This is a genomic window from Comamonas sp. Z3 (assembly GCF_008121565.1).
GTDB classification, from domain to species: domain Bacteria; phylum Pseudomonadota; class Gammaproteobacteria; order Burkholderiales; family Burkholderiaceae_C; genus Comamonas; species Comamonas brasiliensis.
The window spans coordinates 375,246-389,427 of record NZ_VOQU01000005.1 but is presented as its reverse complement, the minus strand read 5'-3'; the positions used below and the strand labels follow the sequence as shown (position 1 = coordinate 389,427).

Below are 14,182 nucleotides of genomic sequence, written 5' to 3'. Positions count from 1 at the left end.
TTCATTCATCTAACCGTTGGGCGCGCACTCCTTTGTGGGGTGTGTGCTCATTTTTTTGGAGCAAACAATGAACGATTTGGCAATTGCTGAGCCCGCTGTGGCAGAGGCATCCACTACTGCGGCCGAGGCCGCCCCGGTGGTACAGGAAGTCGCTGATGAACTTGGCACGATCGAAGGCGCAGATTTTCTGGCCGAAGTGATTGATGAAACCCTGCCCCTTGGAGATTTCATACGCGAGTTTGGCCAAGGGCTGCTCGATCAGGTCCGGTCACAGAACCCGCCTGTCTATCTACCGCAGCGCGATCAACTGTCCGAGGTCTGGCTGGCCCGCCAGCAGATCCTCGACAATTTGAAGCGCAAGCCATTCAAAGAGCAATCCGAAGCGGTTCAGGCCATCGTAAAGCTCCTGGCTGATCGAGGCGAGCCAGCTGCGGTCTTGAACGCGGAGATGGGCACGGGCAAGACCATGATGGCCATCTGCGTGTCTGTGCTGCTTCAGCAGCTGCAGCGACGCAATCCTCGCACTCTTGTGATCTCACCGCCGCACCTTGTCTACAAGTGGCGGCGCGAGATTCTTGACACGGTACCCGGCGCTCGGGTCTGGATCTTGAATGGCCCGGACACGCTGCGCAAGCTGCTGCAGATGCGTGCCCGCTTGGGCATCACAACGAGCCAGCCGGAGTTCTTCGTGCTGGGCCGTGTGCGGATGCGTATGGGGTTTCATTGGCGTCCGTCCTTTATCGAGCGCACCATCCTCGTTGGTGGCCAGCGTTTCGTGGCTGCATGCTGCCCTTGCTGCATGCGGCCGCTCGAATCGAAGGGCGATGACGACGAGACCTTGCCCATGTCCGTACCCTTGGCCAAGCAGGTCCTCAGTGACCGCCGGCGAAAGTGCGAACACTGCAACTCGACGCTGTGGATGCTGATTCGCAATGGGCGGCCCATCGACTCTATGTCCGACCTGGTGCTCAACGCACTTCAGCAGATGCCAACCATCGGCCCGGTTTCTGCGAAGCGGCTGCTCAGCAAGTTTGGAGAGAAAACACTGGCTGCGATGCTGGAGGACAACGTCTACGAGTTCTTGAACTTGATGGACGAGAACGGGGAGCTGGTATTCAGCGACAAGCAGGCGAAGCGCATGGAGCGAAGCCTGGCCACGTTCGAGTTTTCAATCGGGCAGGGCGGCTATCAGCCCACGGAGTTCATCAAGCGCTATCTGCCGACCAACTACTTTGGTTTGCTGGTGGTCGATGAAGGACACGAGTACAAAAACGAGGGCTCGGCCCAGGGGCAGGCAATGGGCGTGTTGGCCAGCCAGTGCGAAAAGGTGCTTCTGCTGACGGGCACACTCATGGGCGGCTATGCGGATGATCTTTTTCACCTGCTCTGGCGCGTCAATCCCAGGGTGTTGATCGAGGACGGCTTCAAGCCATCCAAGACCGGCTCCATGGCTGCTGCGACCATGGGCTTCATGCGCGTGCATGGAGTGCTCAAGGACATCTACAAAGAGACCTCAACTACTTCCCACCGCACGGCCAAGGGTAAAGGCGTGACTGTTCGCACAAGCAAGGCTCCAGGGTTCGGCCCCGTGGGTATCTTGCGTTACGTGCTTCCCATTACGGTATTCCTAAAGCTGCGGGACATTGGGCAGAAGGTGCTGCCGGCGTATGACGAGTCCTTTGTTGACGTGCAAATGGGCGATGACCAAGCTGAGGCATACGCCGATATGTCGAGGAAACTGGTGCAGATCCTGAAGCAGGCCTTGGCCATGAAGGACAGCACGCTGTTGGGTGTGGTCATGAACGTGTTGCTTGCATGGCCAGAATGCTGCTTTCGTTCGGAAACGGTGAGGCATCCAAGAAGCAAGGAGCTGCTGCACATGCAGCCGGCTCTGTTCGATGATGTTGAATGCACTCCGAAAGAGGCCAAGCTCATTGAGCTCTGCATGGATGAGAAAGCCCTCGGCCGCAAGGTCCTGGTCTATTCAATCTATTCAGGCACCCGCGACACCACGGCCCGGTTGCGCATGCTGCTCGAAGCCAGGGGGTTCAAGGTAGCTGTGCTGCGTGCCAGCGTAGATGCGGCCAAGCGGGAAGACTGGGTAGCGGACCAGGTAGAGCGAGGCATCGATGTGCTCATCACCAATCCCGAGCTTGTGAAGACTGGCCTGGATTTGCTTGAGTTCCCAACGATCGCTTTCATGCAATCGGGATTCAACGTCTACACGATGCTTCAGGCTGCCAGGCGCTCCTGGCGCATTGGTCAGAAGCATGATGTTCGCGTGATCTTCCTTGGCTACGCCGGCACTTCACAAATGGAATGCCTGCGACTCATGGCCAAGAAAATCGCGGTATCGCAGTCCACCTCTGGCGATATGCCTGAGAGTGGACTGGACGTTCTCAACGACAACGAGGGCGAAAGCATTGAGATGGCTCTCGCGAGAGACCTTTTGACGATGTAGCCCATTTTGACCACAAGCTGTTTTCACAGCTTGTGGTCATTTTTTTTTTATTTTCGAGGCACTTGACAGACATACAATTGTCACGCACAGTTACACAAGGCTTCGTTGGAAATCTTCGCGTCACCCCTTGTGAGAAGCCCACAAGATATGTCCCACGCGGAGTACCAATGAAATAACGCCATATCGTTCCCCTGCACAGTCCATACCGACTGTCGCGTCTCTTCCAAATTTCCGTTCAATTTTCGCACTCGACGTTTCATTCGATCGAGCGCAGCTTTCATATTTGAAATAGAGGTTCCAGATGAAGATTTCCAGCACTTTGTCGATTGTTGCAATTGCCTGCGCACTCGCCGCATGCGGAGGCGGCGGTGGCAGCGACTCCGGGAACAGTAATGCTGGTGCCGGTAACGGTGGTGGAACTACCCCGAAGCCAGAAACACCGACAGAAACCTATCCTTCTGACGCGCAACCGGGCAACTATGCAGATGTAAACCGGGCCAAGATCTTCGACATCATCAATAAGAACCGCGTTACGTGTGGTTTCGGTGCCTTGAAGCAGAACTCGTTGCTAGACACTGCCTCATCAGGTCATGCGAATTACCTGCGATTGAATGAGACTATCAGTCATACTCAGGTCAATACAAATCCTGGCTTTACTGGTGCGGATTTATTGGCGCGTGCCACGGCGGCAGGCTATCAGGCGACTACACTCGGCGAAATTGTTTCCAACGAGAATTCTGGATCATTATTTGCAGGAACTAGCCCCTCGGGCATTGAGACCTCTCCAAATCTTCCATCCGGTGAAGCAAGGATCAAAGGTCTTTTCTCTTCTGTTTACCATTTGTCGGCAGCCGCGAGTGAATGGGTGGAGATGGGGGTGGGCTTCTCTGTGTCGGGCAACAAGACTCCTATCGCTGGAGAGACTGCCTACTATGGCGTCGCTGTTGTGAATTTTGGCGTGCCAGCTGGGACCTCGACTCCTGTTTACACAGGTGGTAAGGTCCGCAGCTTCCCCTGCAACGGCACAACTGGCGTATCACCTCTCTTCGGTCCCGAGTCCCCAAGCCCCTATCCCAGCCGCGACTTCAACGCGTCTCCCATGGGAACGCCCGTCTATTTCAAGGCTGCCTATGGTGGCTCCATCGAAATCAAGACTGCTGAAATGGTTCAGGTAAGCTCGTCTGCTCCAGTGGCAACTAGAATCCTCAATTCCACGGATGACGTGAATAAGTTGCTTGCAATCGGCGAGGCGTTTGTTATCCCTGATAAGCCTCTGCTTGCGAACACCCAATACCGAATTACCGTAAGCGGCACATCGGATGGAAAACCACTGAATGAGGTGTTTGTGTTCTCCACTGGTACACAAAACTAAATCTTGTGATCATAAAAAAGGCCCTGTAGGGCCTTTTTTATTGCTCAGTCACCGCCACACACCGATCCGGTAGTGGTAGCCTGTGTCCCGGTAATGATTCCGTATGTATTCGAAGGGCAGAGGCTATGCCACCGACCATCAGAGCCGGCAAGCGAATAACCTCCGCCTCCGCTTTTGACCACGCAGACTCCGTATGTCCAAGCTGGAAAGCAGCCGCCTGTAGTCTGAAGGTTAAACGAGTTACTAATGGCTCCCTCTCCCAAGGAGCCATAGCCAGGAACAACAACTGGTAAATTTCCGCCAGGAGGACTCGGAGCCCATAACCGAACGGTGCCAGTAGAATCATAATTCTGTGCAATTCCGTTCACCGAGATTGCTAGCAAGACTGATAATGTGATCAGAGTACGCTTCATATGAACCTGTATTAATAAATGCAGTATGTCTGTGCAATTGCTTCACCAGCTGCTGCTGCGCCGAGGTTATCAACAACTGATACTAGCCACGCCCAGCCGTAGTCAGTGGCGTAATGATTTAGCTTGACTGCATCAGTGCTTTGATTCTTGGGAGTGAGTATGACCATCGAGCCCGCAGTTCCAGAAACACAGGCCGGTTTAGGTATCCAAGTCCCATTGCTAGCTGAGTAAGACTCAATAAATATCTTCTTTCCAAATCGATCTGCTAGCGGTACCCATTGGTTTCCTGAGCAATAGAGGGCAATATCCTGTGCATTCCATGCGACTCCGCCGTTCTGCGGACACCATCCTCCGGCTATAGCATCCTTTTGCGGGGAGATTCCTTTCCAAGTACCTCCAATGCACATGACGAGTCCCTGGCTAGTCGAGTCCTGAGCAATATCGCCTTGCTGGTTGGCTCCAGTACATGAGCTGCCCTTGACTTGAACGCTAGTTGGCTTGATGACCTGGCCATACGTTCGACCAGAGCCGTCGCTCATCGAGATGCCGGCCGTAGGGACACCAGAGCCATTCTTAACCGTCAGGTCGCCGCCGCTGTTGATGCTGGCGGTCTCGGTTGGTCCATTGCTGATCGACAACGACTGAGACACGAGCGAGCCTGACTTCACTTTCCCCACGACGCTCAAGTCGCCTTGCAGATCGGGATCGCGGTCGTCTCGGATGCGTACAAATTGAGAATAGATCGCTGCAGTCCTGGTCGTGCAGACGCCATATGTGGCTGGAGCTGCGCCCCCTGGAGTTGGATAGTTACAGCTGCTCCCGCGCAGGCGAGTGGGCGCAAGCAAGGTCACCGTAGCGCCATAACCCTGGCTAGCGGATCTGATCTCTTCAGCTTGCACATGCCAAATGGAGCCCATCGCAGCCGCGCAGGCTCCATCGGTTGCATATCCATTGCAGCTGGCGGTCAGTGGTAGGTGGCTATACGAATAGGCGGTAAGCGAGCACGTCGATCCTGGGCAGCCAGATCGATCCACCGTGATGAGTTGCCGGCGCCTCATTGGGTCGATGAGAGGAAATGAGGCAGCCAAATACTTGGCAGTGCGCAGCTCGTCGACTGTGGGTGCGAGTGGATCGGAGAAGCCGGCCACAACCGATCCCATGGCAAGGGCCTGGGCATTGAGGTTCAGGAACTTGTCCAGTCCATCCTTGAGCGTCGAGAGGTAGACGCCGGTAGCTTCTGCGCGGCCGCTGTTGATCTTGTCGATTGCCTCCTTGGATGCATAGACGCCGAGTACAGCGGTCAAGCCAAGCACAGCGATGAGCTCAAGCATGAGGAAGCCCGCCTGTTGTTGTTTGCGATGATGGCGCGTGCGCAGCATGGTGTCCTTTTGCCGTGCCTACTTAGGCACGGCGGGAGGGGTGTTATTGGATGGTGTATTCAATGTCGGCGCCTGCGGGAACCGCGCAGGCGCTTTGCAGCGTCGCAATTGCAGGCTGCGCACCAGCGACCTTTACTGGGGTTGTGCCCACCTTGATGCTTTCAGCGACTCGGACCATCTGGGTCAGCATGGGCATACAGGCCTTTTCGTGGACCTTTGAGACTGTGATGACGAGGTTCGCGCCAGGCGTGCCCGTCACGGCAACTGCTTGAGGGGCCAGGCCGGTCGCTTGGATCGAATGGGTGGCCGCTGCGCCGGAGACGCTGAATGCGGTGTCCTTCAGCGCGCTGGCCAGTGTTGCAGTTGTGACGCCGGTGTACGGCGTCGCAGTGGCCACGGTGTTCGCAGCTCCTTGCAGCGTGTTGACTGCCCTGGCCAAGTCGCGCGCAAAGTAGGGCGCGCGGTACTCGCGGTAGAGGCCCTGCAGCACTGGTACAGCAAGCACTGCGAGGATCGCGATGATCGCCGCAACAATCATCAGTTCGATAAACGTGAAGCCGCCTTCATTGTTCTTGCATCGAATCGATTTGCGTGTGCGACGAGTGATATTGATCATGTTTTGCATATTGTTTGCTCCTAGTTAAAGCGGTTTGAAACGGGATCACAGAAAAACCATTTTTGCGGCATCGGTCATTTCATGAATAGCATTAAAGGTATTGAAAACAACCCAGCCGACTATTGCCAACGATACAAATAAAATGCTCCATCGGAGGATAAATGCACGTTTTTTGATGCTCTTTCCCATATCGCGCTCTGTGCGACGGCCTGTTAGTTGGAGACCAGCTTCTAAAGAATTTGCTTCAGAAATATCGAACAAGTAATAAAGAGCATCCGACTCCATCAGGCCCACATCGAATAGCCTACCATCCACAAAGCCGAGCTCAATATTCTCCATGATGCGTTGGCAATACCATTGCAACCAAGGCTCCGCCTGCAATGAGATTGCCTGTATGCCTTCTCGAAGATTGAGACCCGAGCCTCGCTTTACCAGAGTAGATAGGGTCGAAAGAAACATCGCGCCGCGATAGTTCCTGTAGACCCTGTAAACAATGAATTTTTCTGCCCATTGACGAGAACGGCCGCTCCAGCGAGTCAAGGACCAACTAAAGGCGATGCTAAGTATTAGTATCCCGATTGTTAAAGGAATGATATATGAGGCGAACACCCTTGAGAAATGTTCCAGATCAAAAGCATGTGGTCCGTAAAGTGTTTCCGGTACAAAGTCGAAGGTTGTTTTTATTTGCGGCCAGACAAAAGCAGGCACGCTTGTGAGAGTTGCCAGTACAACAATAATTGAGAATATTGCAACAGCAATGATTGAGAGAAACAGACTGCGAGCCTCATCAACTACTCTCACCAAGCGTGCAGCCTCTTTCAATGCATCCGGTACTGATCCAGTGCCTCCGTGGTTAGCTGCTGAAGCAATAATCAGCATGTCTGCATCGGGCAGCGTGCCTCGCCAAGTTGCGCCGATGTCTGTGCCAGTGTCCAGAAACTTGCTTGCCCAGTATTCGGAAAGCACTGCTCGCGGATGGGGGCGGAGCTTCTGCCAGCGGTTCTTTGGTGCGTAGCGTTGAGCATCCTTTACGAATATGTCGTGCATAAGGATTCGCCCATCGGAATCTGAAAGCACGTCAGCGAGATACTCGTAATAGTCGGCACGATGCCTTCTAAATTGTCGTGCTGCGCGTTTTAATGGCGAGAAAAACTCAAGGATGGATCGCATCACACAGCCTGCAGCTTCTTAATTGATTGATGATTCTTTGTGTGAACTGCAGCCATTTCTCGGCGTCTTTCTACTGTGACAAATGACATAAATCGAGGCTCGATCTCTCTAGGGTCAATTTCACCTTTGCTCATTTTGTAGATGGCACAGTCCATTGCAGATTTTCCAGTCATATCTGGATCGTCATATGGTGCGGTACGCGATGACGCCAGATACTGGCTCAGTTCAATTGTTTTGGCGTCGCGTATACATTCCAGGAAATAGTCATCTGGCTCAACCAACTCAGCGACGACGGTGCGGCCAAGTAAGCCATTCAATTCAGGCAAGCCATCACGCCGGCATTTATCGCATCCCTCGGGGTTTCTGACATATATCGTTTCTTGATCAATATCGTAGAGACGTTTTATGCGTGAGAAGTAATCCTCCCACTCCATTGCATTTTCACCTTGTAGGAGCTTTGTGGCCTTTAGCTTGCAGCCGGGGCAGTTTTTCGGAAGTAGTGCTTGATATCCCAAGAGCTTGAGATTTCCAGGGGTGGAAACGACATCGATGTCAATGCCAATACCTGGCGATATCAAGCGTGCTGGTATACCCATGCAATTACGAGCGTGGACAGTCGTATAGCAGTTCGTGCCCGATTCGATAGCATCTTGAAGCAGGGCGGCAGTTTGCTGGTCACGAATCTCACCGATGAATAGATCGTTAAGTGCGGTTCGCTTTAATGTTCTCTTCTTTGGCTTGAAAGGGTCGTCATCGCTTTCAAGGTCGCGACTCACCGTGTTCTGGTGAAAGTGACTGCCAGGCAAGATGTTTTCTCGCGGGTCTTCCACTGTCATCACTTTGCGCGTGCTTGGAACTCCACTGAGTAGTGTCGATATCGTTGTCGATTTGCCCGAGTCAACGACCCCCGAGAGGACGATTGCACCGCCCTCGGATCGCATGGCCCGCATCAGCATGGAGATCTGTGTGGGGAGGTAGCCAAGTTGCTCCAGCGTCAGCGGTTCTTTCTTGGCATTGATTGGCGTGATCCGCATGGTGATCTGCGGGCCTTCGTCACAGGCCATCGACGCCCAGCGCAGCATGAACTGTCCAAGCTCGGCCAGATCGATGAAGATCCGGCACTGGGATTCGACAGTGCCATTGAAAACGGGGTCTTTGACTCCCTTGGCAGTTTGGTACGCGACTCCAGCGATGGACAGAAGCGTTGCAGTTGGCAAGTGGAAGCGTGGTGGGGCCACGTACTTGCCCTCGATGGTGAACCGGACCTCGCTGCGTGTTTGGGCAGTGAAGATGTTCAGGTGAATGTCAGAGGCGCGGTTGGTTACGCCGTAACGCACCAGTTCCTCGAACGACTGGTAGTAGCCCGCTTTTGCCCTGTCGCCCAAAATGTTGCGAAGGCGCTCCCCCTGGGTCCCGTCGATGTGGCCACGCGAGACGGCATGGATGATGGTTTCGCTCTCGACCAGATAGACGTTGGCGCCTGGTGCGAGACGGTAGTTTTTGGACAGGAGGAGCTCGGTCGTAGCCCGTAGTTCTTGCGAGCTTCGGTGGCGGTTGCTCACGAGCAGAATGAACTGCTTGCTGTCTTTTCGTGTTTCGAGAGGACAGATGTGCTGGGCCAGACTTCCCGCCAGGTTGATGTCCTTGTCCTTCCCGAGTGGGCGATGGAAGCTCACTTCCTTGAGCAGCTCGGTCTCTGTCTTTATGACACGTTGACTGAGGACGAAAGTGGTCGCAGTCGGCGGAGCTGGGACTGTTGAACGTTGGCGTGAGAAGAATGGCCACTGCATCTTTGGTTCCTCAGCGGTCGCTGCAGAGCTTTTGCGGGAACTTGCTGTGCTGCAGTTCGATGCACCGTGCATCAATGCGCTTTGCTGTGTAGCCTGCCTTCGTCTCTGCAGGCGTAAAGGCGTAGATGCGACCGTCGATGGCGACCTCGGCCGTCCAACGGCCTGCGCGTCCATAGATGCCATTGAGGGTAAGAAGTGGGCGAGGCTCCGGCGGTGCTTCTACGGCTGGCTGCACAGTTGGTGCTGCTCCTTGTGGAGCCGCGGCTGCAGTAGTGGAGCCGCCCGTTTGGCCGAGCGCAGCCTCAACGGCTTTATCGGCTTCGAGTTGCAAGAGCTTCTTCACGGTTGGAGCAAAGCCATAGCCTGGCTGTGGCTGCGATGCGGCCGCAGCGAGATCCTGGGCGGCAGCGTGCATAGCGAAGCCAATCAGCGCGGCTGCAACGGCGGGCTTAGTTCTTTGCATAGATTTCTCCGGCCAAGGTGGCCGTCATGAGGCTTTTCTTGAGAGACGCTTCGCCGTTGGCCTGCCAGTCGTTGGGCAGTCGGGCAAAGTCAACCTTGAAAGAGGTCCACGCCACCGGTACCTCTGGAGTTATCAGCAGATCCACGCTGAGCAAGGGGCCGCTCAGGTTTGTCAACGCAGCTCTGTAGATGGCCAGCCCGAGCTCAGCAGGCATGGACACGGGCTCTCCGACCTTGTTGAGCGGTGCTGGAACTGCTTCAGGCTGGAATTGCCCAATGGTTTTTCCGCTGAAAGCGCGCAAGATCAGTTGCAAGGAACTAAGTCCACGTACTTGCTGGATGGCCAGTGGGGTCAGCTCATCGAAGTTGAGGCGACGTGCAGGCGCTGACACTTGCATAACGGCCTCTATTTCATCCACTGTGGAATAGCGGACGGTCCACTCGCGTGGACGCAAATGCTCGAAGTCTTCGTTGGTGGGGTCTAGACCCACATCTGCGGTGCGGTCGAATTTCAGGGTGCAACCCCAAGTGCTGCCAGCGCTTGGCTTACAGTCCGTCTCCTTTAGGCGCCACCCGGCGATGCTGGTGGGTAGTTTTTCGGTGGCTTCGCGCAATGCTCGTAGCGCTTCATGCCCGTAGGTGGACTTCTCCTGTGCATATGCTTGGAAGGCCTGAGTCCATGCTGTCTTGGGGTCCAGCTCATTGGCGTTGGCCAAGAGCTCTGCTTGGCGCCTTTGCTCCAGTTGCCAATAGTCCCAAGCACGTAATCCCCCGAGCAAAAGGATCGCGCCGGCTACGGTGTAGAGCACAGCTGGAGGGATGCTGGTGCCGACCTTGGCCAAGGCCTCACTGGCCTCGTTGCTGGCAGCTGCGCTTATGACCTGACTCAGCGTTACGGGCTGTACCTCTGGTGCGGGGTAAAGTAAATCTGGCTCATTCGTGAACAGTGAGATGGAAGAGGTGGCCAATCGCTCAAATGCAGCCAGCCGCGATCGAGCCGCTTCTTCGTCCGTCACCAGCGCGTCGAAGCCAGTCGCTGGTGCTCCGTCGATTGCGGCGCAAATCCAGATCCCTTGTGGGAGCTTGATGGCTGCAAACACATGGCCATTGGCGAAGGCGGCCACGCCGGTAGCCAAGGCGATGAGCTTTTCCCCCTGGTTGGACACTTTGAGTTTCGCGGTGCCCACGGTGGCTGGAGCTACCGTGCAGTAGTAGTCCGCCTTCCCCTTGCGGGCAAGTTGTTGTGCGTGCTTCTTGAGATTCACGGCTTGGACAGTCTGCTGCCAAGTCACGCCGATCACATAGCGCCGTTCGATGAGGTATGCACTCATGGTGGCCTCAGTTCATGAGCACAGGACGAACCACAACGAGGAATTCCTCACGTTCCAGGCTTTGCGCGTCAGAGCCGCCAGCGAGCAAACTCCAACCTTCAGCCAGACGGCGGCGGTTGTCTTTGGCTTTGTAGCGGGCCATGCCGGTGAGGACCATGACTTGGCCAGCTTTGAGCATGACCGTCGATTGATCGTCGATGCCTGACCTTTCGGGGTTTTGGACCCTTGAGATCGAAGTACCCTGGCCGGAGGTCGTCTCGGTCATCGCCACAAGGTTGGTCATGCTGATGCCGAATCTCAACTGCACTGAGCCGTTGTCCAAGATCGCGGGTTGGATCATGAAGCGATCGCCCGTAGTGACGTTGGCAGTCTTCATGCCCACCGAGCCCGATCCGGCTGCAGTAGAGGTCGATGGCAGCGTCTCAGACACGTAAGAACGGTCGTTGAGGTTGGTCTTGCGTGCCCATTGGCGGTTCATCGCCTGCATCTCTATGGGGCGATGCTGGATGTTGGTGCCATACTCGTTCAGCGCCTGGATCGCCGCTTGTGTGCCACCCCAGCGGGGCACCGTGCCGCTGCTTGGGCTGCCTCCGTTTGCCAGAGAGAGGATCGTCAACCCGATCTGGCCCGCCGTATCACCAACTAGCGAAGTGGGCGAGTCAATGGTTGCGCCCCACTTGGAGGTAAGCGAATTGAGCACCACGCCCCAGTTCACTCCCTTCTCGTCTCCGTCCTTTGTCGTGATGGAGTAGATGTCCATCTGTATGCGGACCTGGCGTGTCAGCGACTCGTTCTCGGACTTGACCACTTGGCGGATGCGCTGCATGGCTTCCTTGGTCGTCGTCACCGCGAACCTACCGGTACCCTGGTTGATAGCGATGGATGATCCGGGCACCGCAGCCACCATCTGCTGCAGGCTATTCATGAATGAATTGAAGATGTCCAGTGATCCAGCTTCGTCGATGCGGAAATTGGACTGGGAATTGCCAGTAGCGCCGGTGGTGCTGCTAGCACCCGATGTTGAGCCACCTTGCAAATTCATAGCAAAGTCCTTGCTTCCTTCAAGAGCGGCGATCTCGAAGGTTTCTGTGACGTAGCGCTCAATAATGATCACGCCATCGCGATACGCATAGGACAGTCCCAGCCTGGCTGTCACGAACTCAGTGATGCCGCGCGGCGTGTTGTTCTTCCAGTCCATCTCAACTGTGTCGAGCATGAGGTTTGGACCAGGGCGTATGGCCTCGACGCTCGGCTGGCCAGCAACGGCCAGAGGTGCAGGCATGCTCATTCCTGCAACTGTGGCGGTCGCGGGCTTGGCCGGCTGAGCGGTGCTTGGGCTAGAGGCGACTGCCGATGACGCGGGGCTGTATACGTCCTGCTTGATGCGAAACGGAACGCCAGTTATGCGAGACATGCGTTCGGCCCAAACCGTAAGGCTGACCTTGCCGCCAGTGCTTTTGTCTTCAAAGCTGATGAGCTTGAAGGTTTCATCGAAGATGGCGGGAAGGGAGTCTTCGGAACTGATCTCGATCATCTCGGAGCCGATCCACGGACGCGAAGCACGGCGCGCAACGATGGGCGAGAGCTGACGGGCGGCCGCTGCATTTGTGGCAGCCTTGTGGCCCTGTGTGGTCTCTTCTACGCGCAGGCTCCGATTCATGACACCTGCAGCCTCCAAGGAGCTGTCAATGTGGCCACGAACTTGCTGGGTGACTGCAGGCGAGACACATCCTGCGAGCAACAGAGCAGAAACGAGAGCAGAGGGTACGACACTGTGCTTTAGGTTGGCCAGAATCATTGGGTGCATTCCTTGTCTTGCTCGCCACGGCGGGTGATACGGGCCAAGGGCGGGTTATTTGGGTAGAAGCAGACATCAAGCGGGTATTCGCTCGCTTGAATGCCTGGTGACGACAGGGCGGCGGTCACGGCCTGCTCGAATGGCATTTCGTAGGTCTCGGGGCTTCCGATCACGACATGCTTGCGCGCATCCCAGCGCACGCGATAGCCGGCTTCTGCGGCCCAGCGTGTGAAGGCCTTGTTCAGCGTTACGTCCTGGAGCTTGAGCTCCCAGCGACGTGCAGGCTGTCCAGAGCCGTCAGTGAAGGAGGCTTTCCAGTGTTGGCGCGCCTGGTCCACCCACGAGCCAGAGCCTGGAACTGTGCTGGTTGTGAACAGTCCCTCAATCTGCGCGCGCGATGGTGCGCTTCCCTGTACCACTGCAGTGGCCACCGCTGTAGTCGGTGCGCTCGCTGCTACTGCTTCCAGCTTCGTGCCAGCAGCAGTTTCCGTGAGCTGAAGCTTGATCCCAGGGGGGAGTTGGCTGTTGACCGTCGAGATCAGATTGGCGACCGTGGAGCCACCTGCCTGTTTGACGGACACCTGAGTGTCCAGTGGTACTGGGCTGGTGAAGGGAACGCCCAGTCGATCTGCCAAGAGTTGAGCCAGGCCTTGCGCCTTGTCCTGCCATGTGACTTCGATTTCTGATTGCAGGAGCGTTGATTTGGCGCTGGTGCCTTCAGCTTCCTGTGCCATGGTCGGCCAGGCAGTAAGCGCAACAGCGACAGCTGCAACGCATCGTCCTAGGTGATGAAATTTCATTGCGTTCCTCATTTGCTTGCTCGGGCCATGGCGTCTGCCCAGGCAAACTCGCGGTACAAAGCGAGAACCATGGGGACGTAGGCTTGTGTTTCGCGGTACGGCGGAATGCCTTTGTGCTTACGCACGGCGCCAGGGCCGGCGTTGTATGCGGCGAGTGCCAGCTCCCAGTCTCTAAACTCGAACCACATCTTTCGCAGGTAAGCTGCGCCGGTGGCCAGCCCAAGCTCGGGCTGATACAAGTTGACCTTTGGGTCCCGCAAGCCTTCGCCACGGGCCGTATCTGGCATGACTTGAGTGAGACCGAGCGCACCTGCAGGCGATCTCGCACGCGAGTTGAATTGGCTCTCGATAGCCACGAGAGCCATTAGCAGCGCTGGTTCCAGTCCGTAGTGAACAGCGATCGCGCGAATGGCCGGCTCGTGCTGCCAATAGTTGCGGAGCAGTTGCTCACAGTGGGCAGACCTGGAATTTCCGCGAAGGCAGTCGTAGGTCGGGAGCTTTTTCGGCGGCAACTGGGCCAGGGACAGGCCAGGTGCAGCGACGAGGGTTGCTAATAGCAGATTGCGAGTGATGTGGGCTAGGCTAAACAT

General features: G+C 55.9%; 11 protein-coding genes. 2 read left to right on the top strand and 9 right to left on the bottom strand.

Features of this window, described 5'->3' with window-relative positions; all coding sequences use genetic code 11:
• Positions 1 to 67 precede the first annotated feature (67 nt).
• On the top strand, positions 68 to 2,461 hold the full coding sequence (locus FSY59_RS17120) for a DEAD/DEAH box helicase (RefSeq protein WP_034398723.1): 2,394 nt from the start codon (positions 68 to 70) through the stop codon (positions 2,459 to 2,461).
• 301 nt (positions 2,462 to 2,762) lie between these two features.
• Positions 2,763 to 3,833 carry a CAP domain-containing protein gene (locus tag FSY59_RS17115; protein WP_131326365.1) on the top strand — a complete coding sequence of 357 codons (1,071 nt, stop codon included), beginning with the start codon at positions 2,763 to 2,765 and terminating at the stop codon, positions 3,831 to 3,833.
• 424 nt (positions 3,834 to 4,257) lie between these two features.
• On the opposite strand, the gene FSY59_RS17110 is transcribed toward FSY59_RS17115, so the two are convergent.
• Genes FSY59_RS17110 through FSY59_RS17070 form a run of 9 tightly spaced genes read right to left on the bottom strand, consistent with a single transcriptional unit; the run spans position 4,258 to position 14,182 of the window.
• Positions 4,258 to 5,625 (bottom strand): type II secretion system protein, encoded by a 1,368-nt coding sequence (locus FSY59_RS17110; protein WP_019042150.1) that lies wholly within the window; start codon positions 5,623 to 5,625, stop codon positions 4,258 to 4,260.
• 43 nt (positions 5,626 to 5,668) lie between these two features.
• A complete protein-coding gene (locus tag FSY59_RS17105) occupies positions 5,669 to 6,250 on the bottom strand; it encodes a prepilin-type N-terminal cleavage/methylation domain-containing protein (RefSeq protein WP_019042149.1) in 582 nt (193 codons plus the stop codon).
• Positions 6,251 to 6,286: 36 nt separating this feature from the next.
• The gene (locus tag FSY59_RS17100; protein WP_029158310.1) at positions 6,287 to 7,411 is read right to left on the bottom strand and encodes a hypothetical protein; all 1,125 of its coding nucleotides are present in this window, start codon (positions 7,409 to 7,411) and stop codon (positions 6,287 to 6,289) included.
• Positions 7,411 to 9,201: an ATPase, T2SS/T4P/T4SS family gene (locus tag FSY59_RS17095; RefSeq protein ID WP_019042147.1), complete on the bottom strand. Its 1,791-nt coding sequence runs from the start codon at positions 9,199 to 9,201 to the stop codon at positions 7,411 to 7,413. The genes FSY59_RS17100 and FSY59_RS17095 overlap by 1 nt, the downstream gene beginning before the upstream one ends.
• Before the next feature lie 10 nt (positions 9,202 to 9,211).
• Positions 9,212 to 9,664 carry a hypothetical protein gene (locus tag FSY59_RS17090; RefSeq protein WP_029158309.1) on the bottom strand — a complete coding sequence of 151 codons (453 nt, stop codon included), beginning with the start codon at positions 9,662 to 9,664 and terminating at the stop codon, positions 9,212 to 9,214.
• A complete protein-coding gene (gene pilO2, locus FSY59_RS17085) occupies positions 9,651 to 10,994 on the bottom strand; it encodes a type 4b pilus protein PilO2 (RefSeq protein WP_019042145.1) in 1,344 nt (447 codons plus the stop codon). Before pilO2 ends, FSY59_RS17090 begins: the two co-directional genes overlap by 14 nt.
• A 7-nt stretch (positions 10,995 to 11,001) precedes the next feature.
• Entirely contained in the window at positions 11,002 to 12,792 is a 1,791-nt protein-coding gene (locus FSY59_RS17080) for a hypothetical protein (RefSeq protein ID WP_019042144.1), read from the bottom strand.
• Positions 12,789 to 13,592 carry a TcpQ domain-containing protein gene (locus FSY59_RS17075; RefSeq protein ID WP_230629849.1) on the bottom strand — a complete coding sequence of 268 codons (804 nt, stop codon included), beginning with the start codon at positions 13,590 to 13,592 and terminating at the stop codon, positions 12,789 to 12,791. Before FSY59_RS17075 ends, FSY59_RS17080 begins: the two co-directional genes overlap by 4 nt.
• 8 nt (positions 13,593 to 13,600) lie before the next feature.
• Complete coding sequence (locus FSY59_RS17070) at positions 13,601 to 14,182, bottom strand: lytic transglycosylase domain-containing protein (RefSeq protein WP_019042142.1); 582 nt, start codon at positions 14,180 to 14,182, stop codon at positions 13,601 to 13,603.

Bases quoted from the DNA above. Each gene is read 5' to 3' on its own strand.
- FSY59_RS17095 (WP_019042147.1), bottom strand. From the start codon at position 9,201: ATGCAGTGGCCATTCTTCTCACGCCAACGTTCAACAGTCCCAGCTCCG.
- FSY59_RS17090 (WP_029158309.1), bottom strand. From the start codon at position 9,664: ATGCAAAGAACTAAGCCCGCCGTTGCAGCCGCGCTGATTGGCTTCGCT.
- FSY59_RS17115 (WP_131326365.1), top strand. From the start codon at position 2,763: ATGAAGATTTCCAGCACTTTGTCGATTGTTGCAATTGCCTGCGCACTC.
- FSY59_RS17075 (WP_230629849.1), bottom strand. From the start codon at position 13,592: ATGAAATTTCATCACCTAGGACGATGCGTTGCAGCTGTCGCTGTTGCG.
- pilO2 (WP_019042145.1), bottom strand. From the start codon at position 10,994: ATGAGTGCATACCTCATCGAACGGCGCTATGTGATCGGCGTGACTTGG.
- FSY59_RS17120 (WP_034398723.1), top strand. From the start codon at position 68: ATGAACGATTTGGCAATTGCTGAGCCCGCTGTGGCAGAGGCATCCACT.
- FSY59_RS17080 (WP_019042144.1), bottom strand. From the start codon at position 12,792: ATGATTCTGGCCAACCTAAAGCACAGTGTCGTACCCTCTGCTCTCGTT.
- FSY59_RS17100 (WP_029158310.1), bottom strand. From the start codon at position 7,411: ATGCGATCCATCCTTGAGTTTTTCTCGCCATTAAAACGCGCAGCACGA.
- FSY59_RS17070 (WP_019042142.1), bottom strand. From the start codon at position 14,182: ATGTTTAGCCTAGCCCACATCACTCGCAATCTGCTATTAGCAACCCTC.
- FSY59_RS17105 (WP_019042149.1), bottom strand. From the start codon at position 6,250: ATGCAAAACATGATCAATATCACTCGTCGCACACGCAAATCGATTCGA.
- FSY59_RS17110 (WP_019042150.1), bottom strand. From the start codon at position 5,625: ATGCTGCGCACGCGCCATCATCGCAAACAACAACAGGCGGGCTTCCTC.